15 protein-coding genes are annotated in these 18146 nt (G+C 48.5%); 4 read left to right on the top strand and 11 right to left on the bottom strand.

From position 1 onward, the window contains the following. Positions 1-2: 2 nt before the first annotated feature. Positions 3-878: an EamA family transporter RarD gene (rarD, locus tag IYN85_RS04670; protein ID WP_196157666.1), complete on the bottom strand. Its 876-nt coding sequence runs from the start codon at positions 876-878 to the stop codon at positions 3-5. Between the two features lie 82 nt (positions 879-960). Between rarD and IYN85_RS04665 the strand changes: the two genes are divergently transcribed. The 3 genes from IYN85_RS04665 to IYN85_RS04655 all read left to right on the top strand — a co-directional run bounded on the left by IYN85_RS04665 (position 961) and on the right by IYN85_RS04655 (position 3416). Beyond that, on the top strand, positions 961-2166 hold the full coding sequence (locus IYN85_RS04665) for a two-component system response regulator (protein ID WP_196157665.1): 1206 nt from the start codon (positions 961-963) through the stop codon (positions 2164-2166). A 317-nt stretch (positions 2167-2483) separates the two neighbouring features. Next, positions 2484-2939, top strand: a complete 456-nt coding sequence (locus IYN85_RS04660; protein WP_196157664.1) for a YeeE/YedE family protein — start codon at positions 2484-2486, stop codon at positions 2937-2939. A gap of 3 nt (positions 2940-2942) precedes the next feature. Beyond that, positions 2943-3416: a YeeE/YedE family protein gene (locus tag IYN85_RS04655; protein ID WP_196157663.1), complete on the top strand. Its 474-nt coding sequence runs from the start codon at positions 2943-2945 to the stop codon at positions 3414-3416. Positions 3417-3468: 52 nt separating this feature from the next. On the opposite strand, the gene IYN85_RS04650 is transcribed toward IYN85_RS04655, so the two are convergent. Further along, positions 3469-4116, bottom strand: a complete 648-nt coding sequence (locus tag IYN85_RS04650; RefSeq protein WP_196157662.1) for a GDSL-type esterase/lipase family protein — start codon at positions 4114-4116, stop codon at positions 3469-3471. A gap of 300 nt (positions 4117-4416) precedes the next feature. On the opposite strand from IYN85_RS04650, the gene IYN85_RS04645 reads away from it, so the two are divergent. Continuing rightward, positions 4417-5316 carry a DMT family transporter gene (locus IYN85_RS04645; protein WP_196157661.1) on the top strand — a complete coding sequence of 300 codons (900 nt, stop codon included), beginning with the start codon at positions 4417-4419 and terminating at the stop codon, positions 5314-5316. A gap of 31 nt (positions 5317-5347) precedes the next feature. Here the strand turns inward: IYN85_RS04645 and IYN85_RS04640 are convergent, their stop codons facing one another. The 9 genes from IYN85_RS04640 to IYN85_RS04600 all read right to left on the bottom strand — a co-directional run bounded on the left by IYN85_RS04640 (position 5348) and on the right by IYN85_RS04600 (position 18131). Then, positions 5348-5998 (bottom strand): M15 family metallopeptidase, encoded by a 651-nt coding sequence (locus IYN85_RS04640; protein ID WP_196157660.1) that lies wholly within the window; start codon positions 5996-5998, stop codon positions 5348-5350. Next, entirely contained in the window at positions 5976-6674 is a 699-nt protein-coding gene (locus IYN85_RS04635; RefSeq protein WP_196157659.1) for an ABC transporter permease, read from the bottom strand. Before IYN85_RS04635 ends, IYN85_RS04640 begins: the two co-directional genes overlap by 23 nt. Position 6675: 1 nt before the next feature. Then, positions 6676-7590, bottom strand: a complete 915-nt coding sequence (locus IYN85_RS04630; protein WP_196157658.1) for an alpha/beta fold hydrolase — start codon at positions 7588-7590, stop codon at positions 6676-6678. Next, on the bottom strand, positions 7587-11486 hold the full coding sequence (gene hrpA, locus IYN85_RS04625; protein ID WP_196157657.1) for an ATP-dependent RNA helicase HrpA: 3900 nt from the start codon (positions 11484-11486) through the stop codon (positions 7587-7589). Before hrpA ends, IYN85_RS04630 begins: the two co-directional genes overlap by 4 nt. Positions 11487-11689: 203 nt before the next feature. Next, positions 11690-13354, bottom strand: coding sequence for an AMP-binding protein (locus IYN85_RS04620; RefSeq protein ID WP_196157656.1), 1665 nt, complete (start codon positions 13352-13354; stop codon positions 11690-11692). A gap of 192 nt (positions 13355-13546) precedes the next feature. After that, a complete protein-coding gene (locus IYN85_RS04615; protein ID WP_196157655.1) occupies positions 13547-14353 on the bottom strand; it encodes a class II glutamine amidotransferase in 807 nt (268 codons plus the stop codon). 96 nt (positions 14354-14449) lie between these two features. Next, complete coding sequence (locus tag IYN85_RS04610) at positions 14450-16585, bottom strand: VWA domain-containing protein (RefSeq protein ID WP_255533686.1); 2136 nt, start codon at positions 16583-16585, stop codon at positions 14450-14452. A gap of 262 nt (positions 16586-16847) precedes the next feature. Continuing rightward, the gene (locus IYN85_RS04605) at positions 16848-17513 is read right to left on the bottom strand and encodes a YEATS-associated helix-containing protein (protein WP_196157653.1); all 666 of its coding nucleotides are present in this window, start codon (positions 17511-17513) and stop codon (positions 16848-16850) included. Positions 17514-17753: 240 nt separating this feature from the next. Beyond that, positions 17754-18131, bottom strand: coding sequence for a hypothetical protein (locus IYN85_RS04600; RefSeq protein WP_196157652.1), 378 nt, complete (start codon positions 18129-18131; stop codon positions 17754-17756). Between the last annotated feature and the right edge of the window lie 15 nt (positions 18132-18146).

The following is an 18146-nucleotide window of genomic DNA, read 5'->3' as shown; positions in this document are numbered from 1 at the left end:
TTTTATTTCACGACAAACGCCAACGTAGCTCTGTGTTTTTGGACCAGTCCCCAGATAAAAAAGACCATCGCAATCCAGACAAGGACAAAGGTGACATAGCGCTGTACTGGTACCGCCTCACCCAGAATCCAAACCGCGGTCATGAACTGCATCATCGGATTCAGGTACATGATAAAACCAGCAACGACCAGATTCAGCTGCCGAACCGAAACTGCGAAAAGCAGTAAAGGGATTGCTGTTAGTACGCCCGAAAAAATCAACAAGGAGTAATCACTCAACGAATAATGAATATTTGCAATGAATGCTTCATTTAGGACGAATACCAAGGCAACCGGCACCACCCAAAGTGTCTCCAGTGTGAGTCCCAGCAAGCTTTCCATCGGCTGGATTTTGCGTACCAATCCGTATAATCCAAAGCTGCCGGCGAGCACGATCGAAATCCAGGGCACACCACCCAAAGCAAACAGTTCAAAGAGAATGGCTATCGTCGCAATGACTCCGGCAGTGGCCTGATTCAGGTTTATCGATTCTTTTAACATAATCCGCCCCAACAGCAGACTGACCAGCGGCGTAATAAAATACCCCAAACTGGTTTCCAGGACCCGATGTTGCCCTACAGCCCAGATAAAAACGAACCAGTTCAAACTGATTAAAACCGAGGCAAGCAAGCTCCACAGCAGAATTTTTTTCTGCCGAATCAACTGTCGCAAAGGTCTCAGGTTCCGACTGATCACGATCAAGAGCAGCGCAAAAATACAGGCAAACAGTATCCGGTAGGCCAGTACAGTCATAGCTGGAACGCCGCCTAACATATTGAAAAATAAAGGAAAACAACCCCATATGGCGTAGGCACCGACGGCGTACAACAAGCCTCTCATAATTACTCCAGAGCAGTTAGGCAAAATGATCAGTTATCTTCTATCATGAACAAATGACAGGTGTATCTAGGAAAATAGTGCTATGACAATGCTAATCGTGCATTCCGAAATGCTGACAGACCAAATGAATATGTTGGCGGACAAGCTTTCAGACTGTGTGCATGTGACTCTGGTGACATCGTACTTTGATGCGGCCCAGCGGTGCAATGAAGAACAACCTGAAATTATCATTGCTCAAAATCATCTGGAAGATGGAAACGCTTTTGATTTCTGTACTCGCATGCGCCTTCTGCAAAATCAACAAATGATCCCCATTTTTATACTTGCTGATAAACACAGCAAAAAAGAACGCGTGCAAACGTTCCAGGTTGGCGCCGATGAATACATATCAGAATTTGATATCGACTACATTGTCGCGTTGATCAATCATGAACTTGAAGGCAACCGACTTCGGTTACAGCTGGAAGAAGAAAAAGCTCAGGCGAGCAACCTGGTCGCAGAAGCGTTAACTACGTCGAGTGAACTTGGCAATGCTATTAACTTCATCGAACGCTGTCACCGCTTCGAAAGTCGTGACGTTATTGCCACAGAAGTCATAAAGTTCTGCGCGCTGTTCAAGTTGAAAGTCGTTGTTGGGATTCACGAAGAGGCACAGTGGCATTTCTTTTCATCTACGGGAACGGTCGCAGAACTTGAGCGAGACTTGATGCAATCGATTCATCAACAAGACCGATTTGTCGACTTTGGTATTCGAACCCAAATGAACTGGCCGAATATCGCAGTTTTAATAAAAAATATGCCGTTGCGTGAACCCGATAAATACGGACGCATTAAAGACTTGTTACCAACACTACTCAGTTCTTCCAACATCCGTATTCACTCTTTATACGAAGAAAAACGAGTTCAGGAACAGACAACGCTGATGACCGAAGCCATTCAGTCTCTGCAACCTTCTATTGAACACGTCTGTCAATCCATGAAAACAGACAACAAACAACACCGGGATGGGCTATCGAATTTCTTGCAGAAGATCATCATCGCCTTGCCGACCCTGGGTTTGGAAGATGATCAGGAAGACTTCTTCATTTCCAGTGTTGAGTCTCTCATTCAGCAAGCCGAGCAGATGGGTGAACGCAGTGCCGAACACCAGCTGACCCTGGAGTCCACTAACCGGGTCTTGCTGGAACTACTGGAAAAGCAACTCGAAATACAGCGAATCATGTCCAGTCCTCTGCCGGAAAAAATTGAAAATGAACAAACGACGGACGAATTGTTTGAACTTTTCTGAACCAAAACAATCACCAAAAGTCGATGTGCTTGCGTGAGCCTGAACATCGACAGGGGCTGAAGTGTTTCCGGCGAGTTTTTGCCAATGACATCAAGATGTTTTGCAAGGCATTGTCAAACAGCTATCGCAACAATAAAGGCCAAACTTTGGTACACCGTTAGCAGGCAAATGAATCATCCACAATAAAAAGCAAGTCTAAGATCATTCAATAATATTCTAAGTTTCGCGAAATTAGTTGCCTCCGTCCTCTTGCAAAACTGATACAAATCAATAATATTAGGAAAGTCTTATATTAGAAAATCCTAAATGAGGAACTAATGGAAATTGTTAACTTTACGCCGATCGCGGCCACCGTGGGTGGTGCCCTGATCGGCCTGTCTGCTGCCCTGTTGTTACTGGTTAAAGGTCGTATTGCCGGGGTATCGGGTATTGCCGGGGGTATTATTTACCCAGAACTAGGCGACATAGCGTGGCGAACTATGTTCGTTTTGGGTCTGGTCTTAGGCGGGTTTGCTTACCAATGGCTGAGCGGAGACAGCACGGACGGCCTTTTCATGGGAATAGATCACATTCAATCGGTCAGCACAACGCCGGTGCTGATCATTGCCGGTTTATTGGTTGGTGTAGGTACCACCATCGGCACCGGTTGTACCTCAGGACACGGTATCTGCGGATTAGCACGTCGTAGCCCCCGTTCGTTGGCAGCCACATTAAGTTTTATGGCCTCCGGTGCGCTAACCGTATTTATTGTTCGCCAGTTGATAGGAGCCTGAACGATGATTCAATTTCAACGTCTGCTGTTTGCGCTGATCGCGGGTACGCTTTTTGGCTTGGGGCTTTCTGTTGCCCAGATGATCGACCCGGCGAAAGTAGTTAACTTTCTGAACTTCTTCGGTCAATGGGACCCCTCCCTGGCGTTTGTCATGGGTGGCGGTCTGCTCGTCAATGCCATTGCAACACCGTTAATTTTGCATCGTGAAAGACCCATTCTGGCGGAATTATTTAAAGTACCGGCTAAAACCGAAATCGATCGCAAAATCATCATCGGGGGTGTTCTGTTTGGTATTGGTTGGGGCCTTGCGGGTTATTGCCCAGGTCCGATGCTCACGTCCTTAAGCTTTATTAATGCCGACATCGTTTATGTCGTCGCGGCCTACGTCATCGGTACCTTTGGCACCAAGTGGGTGGTGGCTCGTGTTGAAGCTGCCCGACACATCAAACATAAGGTTGATGAAGCCTGCGTCGGCTAATACTGAGTATGGTACACACCGCCCATCGGGCGGTTTTTTTTGCCTTTGAAATTTAAAACAGAGTCGGTAAAAGCTGTTGATCACGAATAAAATTAAGCCACTTTAACGATAACCAACGATGCCCCAGATCCGTCGGGTGAACGCCATCATGCAGGTAGTCCTGAAAACGTCCATGAGAATCTTTTAACAACGGCTCCTGAAGCTCAAGCCAGTGACAACCAAGTTCACGACAGATGTCGCGCTGACCATCGGTCAATCGGCGCAGAGGTTCCCACCAAGTCGGCGTCACTTCTCCACAAGGCAACGCGATCGGTTCGCATACGACTGTGTGTTCACTACGAGTAGTAACCGCTTGCAGCAGCGAGCGAAAACTGTTCAGCGCTGTTGAAATGTCATGCGGACGGGATTTCCAGATCGGGTGCCAAATATCGTTAATACCAATCATGACGGTTGCAATATCGACAGTCATCGAGGCCTCATCTGACAGAGGCCACCAGTGGTTCTGTTGGTTCATTTCATGAGTTAAACTGCCAGCGAAGCCCCGATTCCAGACGGTTAACTGATCGGATTTTGCCACCAATTTATGATGGACATAATAAACCCAACCCTTACCCAATGCGGCACTTGTATTCGCATGACGCGCGGAACGTTTGCGCTGACAATCGGTAACGGAATCACCTAAAAACAAAAGATGCTGCATGCAGGTCCCTTTCAAGAAAATCTACCCACCATTATATACGGACGGCACAGTAAAAAACGGGAACAGATAGTTAGATTGATCATAGACTGAGCTGACAGCCCTGTAAAAAGCTCCCGCATTTAGTCACGGTTAGAACCAATGTCAGATGAACGACATTAGCGCAGAATAAAGCACACTATTATTGGGCAACGAAGAAGCCATCCTTATTATCAGCCTCTTCCTTTACAGAGTTACGTCATGACCATTGACTCTGTTCTCCGCAATCATCATTCTGGCGAGCTGAATAAATGAGCTTAAACCATGCATCAACATCTCCGCGGTATTATTCTGAAAATAATTGCACTCATGTTATTTGCGTTAATGGACGCATTTCTGAAGCAATTGTCCTATTCCTACAGCCCCATTCAGGTCACTTTTTTCCGGGGTATCGCTGCACTACCGTTCATTTCCTTAATGGTGATATGGAAAGGCGCGATCCCAGATTTAAAAACACCTTATTGGCGCCTGCATTTAACACGTGGTGTGTTAGGCGTCATCATGTTGATTTCCTTTATTTACGCATTTTCTGAGATGAAGTTTGCGGATGTGTACGCCATTTACTACGCGGCACCTTTACTAGTAACGGCACTGTCGGTGATCATCTTAAAAGAGTCCGTCGGCAAACACCGATGGCTCGCCATCGCGATCGGTATGACAACGGTTTTGATCATGATGCGACCCGACATCAACGGGTTTTCCTGGCCTGCCATGGCGGCATTGCTGTCGACCATCCTGTATGCCGTTTTAGTCATTATCATGAAGGTGTTGCACAAACACGAATCAACCGTTGTGCAATCCTTTTATTTCACCCTGGCGGTCGCCGTTGGCGCTGGACTGTGCTCGATTGCAAACTGGCACCCTTTGCAGTGGTCGGATGCTTGGTTAATTATCGGTTTGGGCTTGAACGGTGCAGCAGCGCAATATGTTATGACTGAGGCGTATCGACAATCTCCAGCGTCGCTCTTGGCACCGTACGAATATACCGCGTTAATCTGGGGAATTAGTTTTGGATTTTTATTCTGGCGGGAAATTCCAACACTCGGCATGATGCTGGGTGCCATCGTTGTGGCGCTCACCGGGCTATATATTCTGTACCGCGAGCGATTGCACGCGAAAAAAGGTGACGCTGTTATTCATCCACCGGAAATAGACAAAGCCTGATGGTAAACAAACCGCTGACAGGGTCCCTTACCTAATAACCCGTCGGCGAAAAATGCATGAAATCTTTCTGACGACCGGCGATTTCACCTCCCCACCGGAATCCCAGATCTTTCATTCTCAAAACAATTTCACTGTCCGCCGTCAGGCTGCCTTCTTGCTCCGCTGACCAAGCACCACCTTTGCGAAGCCTGCACTGGTCACTAACTGTAATGCATTGATCGTATAGCCCGTTTTGTTCGTCGTTGATATCGAGCGCGATGCCAAAAGAGTGATTGCTGAATGCGGTTCGGTTGCCATCGGCGTCCAAGTCACCTCGCGTCATACCAACCCGGTAGCCCACCAATTTCCAAATTGGAAAGCCCTCACCGAGTAATTGATTCAACGTAGCTTCGACATCGCGCGCGTATCGTTTACACAATCGCACGGCCGGTAGATCCCCCACTTGAACCCATTGCTGGTCTTCTTCGCAGACAGTACAACCGGTCAGCTCATCGCGCTCTAAAGCAATAATCTCAGAATAAGGCTTTACCACTTCGCGATAACCCACCGCGCGTTTTTCATTCACATTCCATTGATAGGTCGAGTAATGACAATGCTCTGGCTCAGCAAATGAACTCGCACTAAAAAGGCAAAAGGTCAAGATTACGGTAAACCGTAAGCTAGTTTTTCTGATCGGTTTCATTGCGATACCAGCGCAAGTAGATGAAGGAACCAAAGGCAGCGGTCGACAAGACCATTGACATAATGACGATCTGATAGCGCACCGCAATCAACGGCGAAACACCCGATAGAATCTGCCCTGTCATCATCCCAGGCAAAGATACCAGCCCAACGGCCAGCAGTGCATTGATTTGCGGAATCATAGCTGCGGTCAGGGCCGCCAATGAGGATTCATCGACACTGTTGCCCTGTTTGCGCTCCGACCAGAAACGTTCAGCACACAAACTGACCGCATTCATCGAGTTCGCCATGACCATACCAGTAATCGGGATCAGGACAGAGGGTTCAAACCAAGGGTCTGGTTGCAGGACAAACGCCAATATCCAGATTAAGTTGATGGCCCCAGACACGATGACCGAAACCATCACAGGAAGTTTAGGACGGTTGAACTGTTTGATCGGTCGCATGGCAATCCAGCCTGCCCCAAGCGACATCAACAGGATCACCAGAATCACCCACAGTGGATGATTCAAACCAAATATGATGTTCAGGGCGTAGCCAATCGCAATCAATTGCACAACCATGCGAATGGTTGCCCAGATGACCGATGTCCAATCGCTCACCATAGTGCCGTAAATGACAATGGCGATCAGAATGGGAACTAACGCCATACTGACTTGTAAAATAGACAGTTCCATATTAGGGATTACTTTGACGGACGCGCTCGTTGAGCCAATCCAACACGACCGGAAAATGATCGACCCAAGCATCATCGTGCTGCAACATTGTCATCGAATTATAATTGCGCAGATTGCCATCGCCCTTGGCAAGAATCATTAACCGCCCATTGTGCGTGCCGAGCTCACGCATGAACTCGCGTACATCGGCTGTATGGGTCAGGTAATCTTGACTGCGATTGGCAAAATACAGACTTGGTGGCAAGCTCAAATCCCGCAGAGCGGCACCATAGTTGAAAGCATCTTGTGGATCGACCCAATCACCTTCGCTCCAGCTCAGACTGGTGTTGTACCAGGTCAACAACTCAGGTTGATTACCATGCCCGGTCCAATGCACTGGCACATCACCTCGGATCGACGCAATGAATGGTAACAACTTGCGCCACAACAGCCTCGATCCCAATGAATGAGAAACACCACTGATTGTCACACTGCGACGAGCATTGAAGTGAATAAAACCATCGGTCAACGCTCGCAATCGCTCCGATTTGGCGTAAGCAGACATCAACATGACCGAGCCGAACCCCTGTCCGACCAGAAACAATGGTTTGCCGTTTAAATCCCTTTCAATTTCTTCGATGATTTTGGGAATGTCTTTATTGATGACATCGTGAACCGAATGCTCAAGATGTCGGCTCATGTGTGGCCAACTGTGACCATGCCCCACCAAATCCGGTACGAAACAGGAAAAACCCATTTCACTCAGGTAGTTCGCCAGACCATGTCCTTCTTTAATGAAAGCATCTCCATTGGCACCAAGACCATGCAGCATTAACACCGCGGCATGGGTTTGCTGTTGCTCCAAGCGGCGCAGGAAAATCTGACCGCCGTGGACGGTGGCCACCTTTAAACGTTCTTCTCGAATCGTCGGGTTCATTCAGCGATAACCTTTTGCCATTGTTTTTCCAGTCGTTTCGCCGAAATCGGGAAACGGGTGCCTAAAGTTTGAGCAAACAACGATACTCGCAATTCCTCTAACATCCACCGGTACTCTATAAGGTCTGCTGAATATTGCTGCGTATCATTTAACATTTTTTCCCGCTGACTGAAACGTTGCCAGAAATTCGCCAACTCGTCCACTTGCATGTTCTCTGCGGCTGGTATACCGGAACTTCGGTTCAGGCGCTTATCCGCGGCATTAAGATAACGAACCAATTCACTGCGCCAATTAGGCGGTGTATTGGTTAAAAAACCGGGATACACCAGTTTGTCGAGCTGAGCTGCGACATCGGCATAGATAAAGGCCGTCGCAAAGGATACCTTCCCTTTCAATTGTTTACGGACCCGATGATGTGCCAACAGAATATCATGCGCCTGCACAGCCAAAGCTTCACCAGCGGTGACAAAGTCGCCACGTCCCTGCTCTAACCAAGCCAGAAAGTCCGTTTCAGACCTGGGCAGAACATCGTCAAGAGGTAATGCCTGTCGAATACTCGCCATCAACATGTCTTGTTTCAGTGATTCAGCTTTACCATAAGGCGCAAAAAGCAAGGCAGATTCCTTGAACTTGGGCAGTCGTTTCGCCAGAAACGACACAGAATCGTGCCAATAAAAACTCGCCAAGCGCCAGAGCCCTAGCTTATGTTGCTGAGCCGCCCAAGCCTCACCGGTAAAACTTTCAAGGGTAACCGAATTCACCTTATCTACCAGCGCAGGATACATTTTGACTTTAATCCCAGCCTGAATCCGGTGCTCAAATTCCGGCAGATCGGAAAAAGCCCACGTCGTTGCGGATAAGGTTTTTTCGGCTTTTGCCGCACTTTTCTTTGCCTGTTTTTGTGCGGTTTCATTCGCCGGCTGCAACAAGTGTGCAATATCCCGCCCCTGCGCAATGCGTTTGCCCTGATCATCGACGACTTCAAACCGGAAGCGCAAATGATCATCAATCGTCTCAACAGGCCATTGGTCTTCTGGCACACGAACGCCCGTCATGCGAAATAACTTTTCGGCGATCGCCTTATGCAATGCCTGGTCACTGGGCTCTAATGACTGCAGCAACGCTTCAACATAATTTGGCACAGGAACAAAATTACGCCGGTAAGATTTCGGCAAACCTTTCAATAGCGCGGTAACTTTGTCTTTCAACAACCCTGGCACCAACCACTGCAATCGCCCTTCCGGCAATTGGGAAAGCGCTGCCGCGGGCACTTTCAACGTGACGCCATCCGCTTCATGCCCAGGTTCAAAGCGGTACTCCAACGGTAAAATCATACCGCTGAATTCAAATGTATCTGGGAACGCGTGCTTGCCAACCAAACCGGCCTTTTCAGAGACCAGATCCTCGGCTTTGAAGTTCAGAATGTCTTTCGGCTGTTGTTTTAACCAAGCGTGGAAACCGGTGCTGTTGACAATATTGTCGGGTAAGCGCTGATCATAAAATGCAAACAAGGTTTCTTCGTCAACGAGAATATCCTTACGGCGCGCTTTATCTTCCAGTTCCAATACATCATCGAGCAGGCGGCGATTGTGTTTAAAAAATGGCGCTTTAGTGACCAACTCTCCTTCAACCAACGCAGAGCGAATAAAGATTTCGCGCGATAACGGTTCGTCGATACGACCGAAGTTCACTGTCCGGTTAGCGACCACCGGCAACCCATAAAGCAACAGGGTTTCTTTGGCGACTACCTGTCCGCGCTTTTTCTCATAATGCGGTTCGGTGTAATTGCGCTTGACCAGATGCATGGCCAATGGCTCGACCCACGCCGACTCTATCTTGGCAACCACGCGGGCAAAAACAGCGGTCGTTTCGACCAATTCGGCCGCGACAAACCACTTAGGTCCACGCCGGCTGTGCACCGATGACGGATGAATAACACAGGTTTTACCACGGGCCGCACTGTAAGTACGATCTTCTTTGTGTGTCGCGATATGACTCAACAAACCAGACATCAACGATTTATGAACCGACTCATAACTGGCTGGATTTGCATTGAGTTTAAAGCCCAATTGTTTACACATGAGCGCCAACTGTCGGTGAATATCCCGCCACTCACGCATTCGCAGGTAATTCAAAAATTGTGTTTTACAGAATTTACGCAGATGGTTCTGCGACAAAGCCTGGCGCTGTTCTTCGTAGCGATTCCAAAGGTTGAAGAATGCCAGAAAGTCCGAGTCGACGTCCTTATCTTGTGCGTGTTTTTCTGCCGCAGCTTGCTGCTTATCTTGGGGGCGTTCACGAGGATCCGGGACCGACAATGCGCTGGCAATAATCAACACTTCATTCAGAGCCTTATGTCGATGGGCAGCAATGACCATGCGGCCAATGCGGGGGTCGACCGGCAGCCTGGCCAACTCTTTTCCGATCGGCGTCAATTTGCCCAGATCATTCACCGCAGCCAGCTCATTCAACAGCGTATAGCCGTCCTTAATCATGCGGTGGTCAGGTGCTTCCACAAAGGGAAAGTCTTCTACCTTGCCCAAGCGCATGTGCAACATCTGCAGAATGACGCTCGCCAAATTTGTACGCAGAATCTCCGGGTCCGTAAACTCGGGACGCGCACTGTAATCTTCTTCCGAATACAACCGGATACACAAACCCGGTGCAATACGTCCACAGCGACCCGACCGTTGATTGGCCGAAGCCTGAGCCACCGGTTCAATCGGTAAACGCTGAATTTTGGAACGATAACTGTAACGGCTGATGCGGGCTACACCGCTGTCAATCACGTAATGAATTCCAGGTACCGTTAATGAGGTTTCTGCTACGTTCGTTGACAAAACAATACGCCGGCCCGTGTGCGAAGAAAATATCCGTTGCTGCTCACTGCTGCTCAACCGAGCGTAGAGTGGTAGCAATTCCGTATTCCGCAAGTTTGCCCGCTTCAGAAAATTAAAGGCTTCTCGAATCTCGCGCTCGCCAGGCAAAAACACCAGCACATCACCACCTTTACTGTGCGTATGCCCCGCTCTCTCCAGTTGTTCGATTTCCTCAACAGCATTTAAAATCGCACCGGGCAAATCGGCCGCATAATCTTCCTCTTCTGTCGACATCGGTCGGTAGAGAATATCGACCGGATAAGACCGACCACTGACTTCAATAACAGGCGCGCCATCAAAGTGGGCTGAAAAACGATCCACATCAATGGTTGCCGAAGTAATGATCAACTTTAAATCGGGTCGTTTGGGTAGCAATCGCTTTAAATAGCCCAACAGAAAATCAATGTTCAGACTACGTTCGTGCGCTTCATCGATAATGATCGTATCGTAGCGATTCAGATATGGGTCGTGTTGAATTTCATTCAACAATATACCGTCGGTCATCAATTTAATGGCAGTGTTGTCCGATGACTTATCGGTGAAGCGCACTTGATAGCCAACCAGCTCGCCCAGCGGCGAATTCAGCTCACTGGCAATACGGTCTGCAACGGAGCGGGCTGCCAAACGTCGCGGCTGTGTATGACCAATTAAGCCCGTTACGCCGCGCCCTTCAAGCAAGCACAATTTAGGAATCTGAGTCGTTTTACCGGAACCTGTTTCACCTGCTATCACCACGACTTGATGACCGGCAATGGCCTCGCGGATAACTTCGGCGTGTTCGGACACCGGCAAATCTTCAGCAAGTTTTATCACCGGCAGGCGCGCTCGGCGCTGAGCCACCGTTGCGGTCGACTCCTCAAAGGTTTTTTGAATCAATGTGGCCAGGGATTCTTGAGGTTTGCCGGCTTTGCCCAGCGATTGAAGCTTCTGACAGCGACTGCGTAAAAAATGCCGGTCTTTGACTAGGCACTGATCTAATGACGCCAGAATATCTTCAGATTGAAACGGTGTTGACATGTGACTCTACTAATTTAATAAGTGCGGGGATTATAGGCAGTCCGGGATCAATAAGAAAACCCTATACCAAGTTCCAAAAAAACGGAGGTGGCAACGAAAAAACCCTCCAGAGGAGGGTTTTAACTCAATCGCTTACGACTCGACTGAAAAACGGGGTGAAGACGACAGTGTTCTGACTATCGTCAACCAAACCGGCTACTTCATCAGGCAGTTTCAGTGCGTAATTCGCGTCTCAGCACCTTACCGACATTCGTCTTGGGTAATTCATCGCGTCGCTCGAACAACCGTGGCACCTTGTAAGCGGTCAGATGCTCGCGACAAAATGCCACCAGCTCTTCATCGGTTACTTCCGCGTTGGTGACAATAAACGCTTTAGCAGCCTCACCGGTTTTCTCACTCGGCACACCCACAACAGCGCATTCCACTACTTTCGGGTGGCTGACCAAAACGTCTTCAATTTCATTCGGATAAACATTGAAGCCAGAGACAACAATCATGTCTTTCTTACGATCAACAATCTTCAGATAGCCGTCTTCCTGCATCACCGCAATATCACCGGTTTTCAGCCAACCGTCTTCATCGATGGTTTTCGCTGTGTCCTGGGGTCGGTTCCAATAGCCTTTCATCACCTGAGGACCGCGGACACAGAGTTCACCAGCCTCGCCCATTGGCAAACTTTTGCCATCTTCGGACATGATTTTGATCTCAGTACTGGCGGCAGGCAAGCCAATGGTACCCAGTTGAGCATACCCAGGCGGGTTAAAACTGATCACCGGCGAGGATTCGGTCATACCATACCCTTCGTTAATCAGGCAGCCAGTGACGGCTTTCCAATTATCAGCGGCCGCATGGGTTAACGCCATCCCGCCGGAAATAGTTAATTTCAACGCGCTGAAATCCAGCTTTTTGAATTCTTCGTTATTGCATAATGCCACAAAGAGCGTATTCAAACCGACAAATCCAGTAAACTTGTGCTTCCCGAGTTCTTTGACAAAGCCTTTAATATCGCGAGGGTTTGGAATCAGAACACTCTGATTACCGGTATACATCAACACCATGCAATGCACGGTAAACGCGTAAATATGGTACAGCGGTAATGGCGTAATCAAAGTTTCCTGCCCATCGCGCAACGCTAATTTGAAGTATTCATAACACTGCAACATGTTGGCAATCAGGTTGCGGTTGGTCAGCATGGCACCCTTGGCGACGCCTGTCGTGCCACCGGTGTATTGCAGAACAATCGGATCATTGTGGCCAGACTTGACAGGACGGTAACTGAAATTTTCACCCAGTCGCAATGCTTCACGGAACGAAAACGTTTTACTGGCGTCGTAATCCGGCACCATTTTTTTCACCCGCTTCACAACGGTATTCACTAGCGCGCGTTTTAGCGGTGGGTGTAGATCCGCAATTTCGGTGACAATAATTTTTTCTACCGGGGTTTTGGGTTGCACTTTCAATGCCTGGGCGGCCATTCCGGCGTACACCACCATAGCTTTGGCACCGGAATCGTTCATTTGGTGCTCAAGTTCGCGCTCGGTGTACAACGGATTGGTATTTACCACGACCAAACCAGCACGCAACGCACCCCAGGCGGCTACCGGAAATTGCAGAATGTTGGGTAATTGAAGCGCGATTCGATCACCCGGTTTCAAGTCTGTTTCATTTTGTAGGTAGGCAGCAAAATTAGCAGAGAGTCTATCCAGGTCTTTATAAGTGAGGGTTTTACCCATACAGGTAAATGCAGGCTGATTTGCAAACTGCTTTACTTTTTCGTCGAACAGATCGAGCACTGTTTCGAATGCATCAGGGTCAATAGTGGCTTGCATATTTTCGGGGTACTTCTGATGGCGATACGCTTCAGTCATACGGCCTCCCTTTCATCTTGTTATTGTTTATTAGGCGCAATGGCCGATTTGCGAATGGACCATCGGCATTCCGTATTAAAACGGTCGTTTGATTTAATTGGGCCAATTGTCGCCTTTAGAATCATTTACTTCAACAGTTTCGTGAATAATGCTCACAATTTGTGCAATCAATACTCATTCCGAGAAAAATTGCTATTTCTCGGCCTTTTTATGCTCGATTTTAGGGCCATAGGACTCGCGCACGCATTCACCCAGTTCGAAAATCCGGCTTTCACCGGGCACCATCGCCTGCCAGATTTCGTTATCCGTCAGAGGTTGCGTCGCAATCACGGTGACAATGTCGTCTTCCGTGGTCACGGCTGAAAAGTCGATTGTGATGTCAGCGTCGGTTAAATGCGCTTTGCCAAAGGGCGCCCGCCGGGTAATCCAGCTTAGCTTAGTTGAACAAAAGACGAACAGACTTTCACCGTCGCTCATCAAAATGTTACTAACGCCAAATTGATTAATGTAATTACACTGCTTTTCCAATAATTCGGCCTGCAACTTCATCGGGGCGTTGTTCTGACACCGACTGCGCAATTCACCCAGCAGCCAGCAAAACAACTTCTCGCTGTCAGTTTCGCCAACAGGCTTATAGTGCCGTGGTTCAGGGATGTCTGTTATTGCCATTTGACCGTTATGTGCAAAGGTCCATATTCGTCCACACATTTCGCGATGAAATGGGTGAGTGTTTTCCAGTGATATATCACCGACGTTAGCTTGCCGGATGTGGCTGATGACGTTGGTCGATTTAATAGGGTAATTCTGCAGAAACTGCGCAATGGGTGAACGGCAGCTCGGGTTATGATCTTTAAATTCGCGAACCCCTTTGCCATCATAAAAACAGATTCCAAAACCGTCTTTATGCGGGCCAGTATTACCACCGCGCTCAACAAAGCCGGTAAAACTGAAGGAAATATCGGTTGGCAATTTTGCACTCATTGCCATTAACTCACACATAGACAACACCCTGTCGTAGCTACTACTGTCGTGCCTGAGTTTATACGATCTGCAACAAAGCTGCTAAATTTTCAGCCAGTGGGGTGTCATTTACGTTTAAGGTTTTGTCTCTTCCGGTTCGTCGTCTGCGAAGGGGTCATCGCCATCCAATGCCAGATCCAGGTCTGCCAGGTCATCGTCAATACTGCTGATATCAAACAGCTCTTCATCGCCTTCCGCCTCAGTAACATCGCTGTCAACTTCGGTTAAGGCAGCAATGGCATCAGCATCCAGCATATCCTCTAATGCGGCAGACGGCGCTTCGGTCTTTTCAGGTGTCGGCAAATCTTCATCGATGATGTCATCTATGGTAGGGGCTTCTGCCAATGAATAGTCATCTGTATCATCTTCCAAAGATGAAATATCAAGGTCGGCATCCGGTTGCAGTGCCGACATATCATCCAGATCGGAAAAATCATCTCCGCCCATGATCAACTCATCTTCGGACGTGCTGCCTTTGGTTTTGGACTCCAGCCGGCGGTAAAAAAGGTAAGCAATGACCAGAACCAGAATGCCTGGCACGCTCAGCAGTACATAGGTCATGACATTTGAGTCACCGGCTTGCTCCATTGTGGGATCGTCAATGACATCTTCCCAAGGTATCGCATTAGGATCTTCGGCGACGACGAGTTCCGCCTGCAGCTCGTCAAACACCGGCATCGGATCCTTCTCAAACGCATCGCTGGCATCATTGACATCATTTACAGGCATCGGCGGCATGGCCATAAGATCGGGGGTCATAGGCAAGGTACCGGATGCCGCTGGCGGAATACTGAGCGTAACACTTTCCGTCGGCAGATTTTGACGGGCGCTGTCTTGCATGACGTTACCCGATAATTGAATAGTGTATTGTCCTGGCTCCAAATCGTACGGAAGCACCCACAGCCAATAGCCGGCTTCCGTTTGGGAGAAAGGTTCCGTGCGTTTTTGCCCCATAACGTCAAACTCGACCATGGCATTGATTGACTCGACATTCGACAGCAAACGGTTCGGATACAATCGCCATTCATAGCCCCGCGACGTCATCAGCACTTCGGAAATATAGGGTTCCACAAAGCGGACTTGCCGGGTAATTAATCGATTAAAGGTGCCGCCGTCTATATTCAATTCCAGATTCATGGCGTCCATCTGATCCGTAACTGGCAACCGCGCGACGATTGAATCCTGTTGAATCTGTACCGGCATCACAGCTCCGTTAACGCGCAACGTCGCGGTGATTACGCTGGCCAGGTCCTCGGCAATGCTTTTACCATCTCCGTCTACGAGTTCCGCTGCAATGGAAATAAGATTGGTCTTGGCCGCAGCGGACATTTCTGGCTCGGTCCATCTCAGGTTAATGTCAGACAATACGCGTATGCTCGACTGTCCTTCTAATTGGCCGTTTACTTGCCACCGACCCAGCTGAGGTGAAGATACAGACACTTGCGTAAAACCATTACCGACACGCCAGCGTTGACTACCCGGATTCACTGCTGATGACAATGCGCCATCGGGGGACTGAAGTGCTACGGCGCCAGAGGAGTGATACATCAGAATGGTAATTTCTCGGATACTGGCGTCCACATTAAACGATTTTTTATTAAGAGTGAGTTGACTGGCCGGAGACACCTCTGCGGCCAGCGCAGCCATAACCCGAGACAAATTACGGGTGTCATCAACTGACTGAAACTGGCCACCAGTTTGTTCGGACATCTGCCTTAATAGTGCTTTGTCGGCTTGTTCTGAAATCGCGATCGTGTGAATCCGGGCATTGGCAGCGACAAACCTGGGCACCAACTGAGACAGAATACGCTCACGCTCCACGCGATTCACATCCTCATTCGGGGCAATATCAACTCGCCCGTCGGTTATCAGGACGATATGGCTCGGTCCGCGATAGCTGGAAAACAGGAAGTCATAAGACACATCCTCTAATGCACGCCCAATGTTCGTTCGGGTAGCCGGCGCATTCTGGTTTCGGATCGATGTCATAGCAGCCTGCCGCCATTGTTCATTGACGGTGTTATGTGGAACCAACAAGTTCACATACTGCCCAAAGGTCCACACGCCAGCTTTTTCACCTGAGGGCAATGAATCCAACAACAGCTGAATGGCTTCGGTGCGGAAATTACCTGGATCGTTTTCAGCCATGCTTTTGGAAACATCCATGACTACTCTCACGTCTGCGAGAGCTAAAACAGACGTAAACAGCATCACAAAAAAAGCCAAGATAGGTTTCAACGGCTTAAATTGCGCTTTGTGAATATACGCTTTACTGTTCATTACTTAAGACTGCTCTCCGGTTCCGTCAACGATAGCCAACCCATTCTTCCGATCCACCCACCATAAGGACACATTAAATTGATGATGGCTTACTAGTGATCGGCCGATATTCCTTCAACTGTAGCTGGTTTTTCGTTTTTTCATTAAAGAAAAGCCCCATTGAAGGGGCTTTAAGACAGAGAACAGTGGGCTATCAAGACGAAGCTGCGAGATAGTTGCGACCTTTCTGAGAAATGAACCAGCGAGTGCCCTTTTTACTCAGGATTTTGCCGCCCAGGTCTCGGGCAACGATGATACCAAGAGTCTTCGACAGGGTGTGTTCGTCCAAATTGGTTTCACGAGCTAGCCCGGCCTGACTGCGGAATATGTATCGGCCATTTCCCAGGGCCGTTAAGACATTAGCTGTTGTCACGTCCAGCTCTTCTTCTGGCGGTAGCGGCAGAATTTCACTCTCCTCTTCACCTTCGGTTTCCATTTCCAACATCGGCTCTAATTCGCGTTGCAGCATACGTAGCTCAATCATCAGCTCGTCCGTACGCAGCCTTGCGGTATGGGTTTCCTGCACAATCCGCTTGGTCACCGTATTGAGAAAAAACCGGCTCGCCCAGGCAGCGATAAGACAGATACCCGCAAAAATGAGGGCTTTACTTGGATCACCCTGGCTTTCTGTCATCAAATCATTGGACACCAAAAACAAAATAAGAGGAACCAATGCGGCCCCCCCTAGCCCACCCAATATTGAACCGGGCATGTTCGTGTTTTCTGGGTCGACCTGGGCTTGCATGTAATAGTTCAGCAAACCGCCAAACACTCCCGCCATCAGGATTATGGTCACGAGTGTAAATAAATGATTGGCCATCTTTTTCTCGCTTTTGAATTTTCGCCGTCTGAGACTGTTCGGCCCCTGACGAACAGGGGCCGAACCATTGTAATCAAAAGTAAAAGACTAGCCAGTTAGTTGGCAAATGTATAGTAAAGCCTTAAGTTCGGTAACAAAATGTTACGAAGACCGCTGAAGGGTTTATCGATAGTGGCCACCTGGCTTCAGACCAGCCACTTGGAGACTTGCAGGATCAGATTTATCTGCTGACCTAAGTCATCATACTGAGTCTTCGGTAGGCTCCGATGTCACTTTAGCATTTTTCAAATCACGGATTTTCAGGACCACCGCCAGCAAAACGATTCCTGCTGTACCAACAATTAACGCATTAATCATTGGCTGCAGTACGTTCAATGTTTGCGTTAAACCAACATCCAGAAAGTCGAATGCGCCGACAATAATGGCGGGAGCGTAGTATGCTTCCGGCTCACTTCCCTGCCAAGGCGTGAGCACCACGCACAAATAAAGCCAGGTCAGCCACCAACGCAATGGTCGCCATGCCAATTTGGTCGACACTTTCCAAACCACCAACCAAAATCCCAACACCCCAGCTAAATAAAACAAGGCGGCATTCATGTACAAATCTTGATAAATCATCGCTCAACTTTCACT

Origin of the sequence: Reinekea sp. G2M2-21 (assembly GCF_015687175.1) — a bacterium.
Lineage (GTDB): Bacteria > Pseudomonadota > Gammaproteobacteria > Pseudomonadales > Natronospirillaceae > Reinekea.
This window is presented reverse-complemented; position numbering and strand designations above follow the sequence as displayed.